We start from the raw sequence: 1,351 nt of genomic DNA on the forward strand, positions 1-1,351 counted from the left end.
AAAGCAATAAATACTCTTAATAATTAATGAGGAAAGACGTATGTCTTATATAAAATCAACCAGATGGCAGCTTGGTCGGTGGGCGGCGCTCGCCGCTTTATCAACCGGAATAACACTGGCTGCACCAACAACCTATGCCGTCACCGGTAAATTTGTTCCCCAAAGCGGCATTCTCATGACTGTCGGGCAGGATGTGGACAGTATTAACAATTATAAAAACGCCATTGGCCATGTGCCGGCGGGTGTCACCAATTATGTGGGTATCGCCAATCTGGATGGATTAAATAACAACGCCGATGCCGGTGCTGGCCGCAACAATATTAATGAGCTGGCAAATACTTATCCGAACAGCGCATTAGTGGTTGGGGTGTCGATGAATGGCCAAGTCGATGCTGTTGCCTCAGGCAGCTACAACGCGAATATCGATACGCTCTTACATAAACTCGCCAGTTATAACCGCCCAATATTTTTACGCTGGGCTTACGAAGTAGATGGCCCTTGGAATGGTCACAGCCCCAGTGGCGTGATTCAATCGTTCCGTTATGTTGCCGATCGCGTTAAGCAGCTGGGTTATTCCAACCGCATTGCGATGGTGTGGCAAACCATGTCCTACTGCCCTATCGATTCCAATATCGAGCAATGGTATCCGGGTGACCAATATGTTGACTGGATCGGCCTGTCCTACTTCGCACCACAAGATTGTAATTTCCGCGAAGTAAATAAAACCGCAAACTTTGCGGTTGCGCACAATAAACCGCTGATGATTAATGAATCCACTCCGCAGCGTTTTGCGATTGGCGAATTAAGTTATTCCGCTGATGCAGCACGCGGCACCGGTCGGATAAATAAAACAGCCAACCAAATCTGGAACGAGTGGTTTGTGGGTTATTTTGAATTTATGGATAGCTATTCATCGCACTTAAAAGCGGTGACTTACATTGACGCCAACTGGAATGCGCAATCGCGCTGGGCATCGGGCAATGAAGGTTATTGGGGCGATAGCCGTGTAGAAGCTAATGCAACAATCAAAACCAATTGGCTGAATGAACTGAACAATAATGCGCTGACGGGTGAAACATTTATCTATAAAACTTCGAGCGATTTGTTTAGCAAATTGGGTTTTGGTAGCACGCCATCTTCAGCCGCAGCCAGCTCCGCGCCTGCAAGCTCTACTGCAACAACCTCGGTAGCCGCAAGTTCAACTGGCAGCACTGGCACTAGCGGTGTGTTTGGCATGACCAGCAGCGGTACTGTGTATCATTTAGATGGCGGCCAAACTGCGGGCTTTGTGTACCTGTGTGTGAATGGCGATTGCCGTACAGCGACTAAAGTGGGTAATCGTTACGAGCGC

At 48.2% G+C, this 1,351-nt stretch carries 1 protein-coding gene; it reads left to right on the forward strand.

The features are described 5' to 3' along the window. Positions 1 to 40: 40 nt before the first annotated feature. A partial coding sequence (locus AWU77_RS02140) for a glycosyl hydrolase (RefSeq protein ID WP_062058565.1) occupies positions 41 to 1,351 on the forward strand: 1,311 nt, incomplete at its 3' end.

Source organism: Cellvibrio sp. OA-2007, from assembly GCF_000953825.1.
In the GTDB taxonomy this organism is placed as follows: domain Bacteria; phylum Pseudomonadota; class Gammaproteobacteria; order Pseudomonadales; family Cellvibrionaceae; genus Cellvibrio.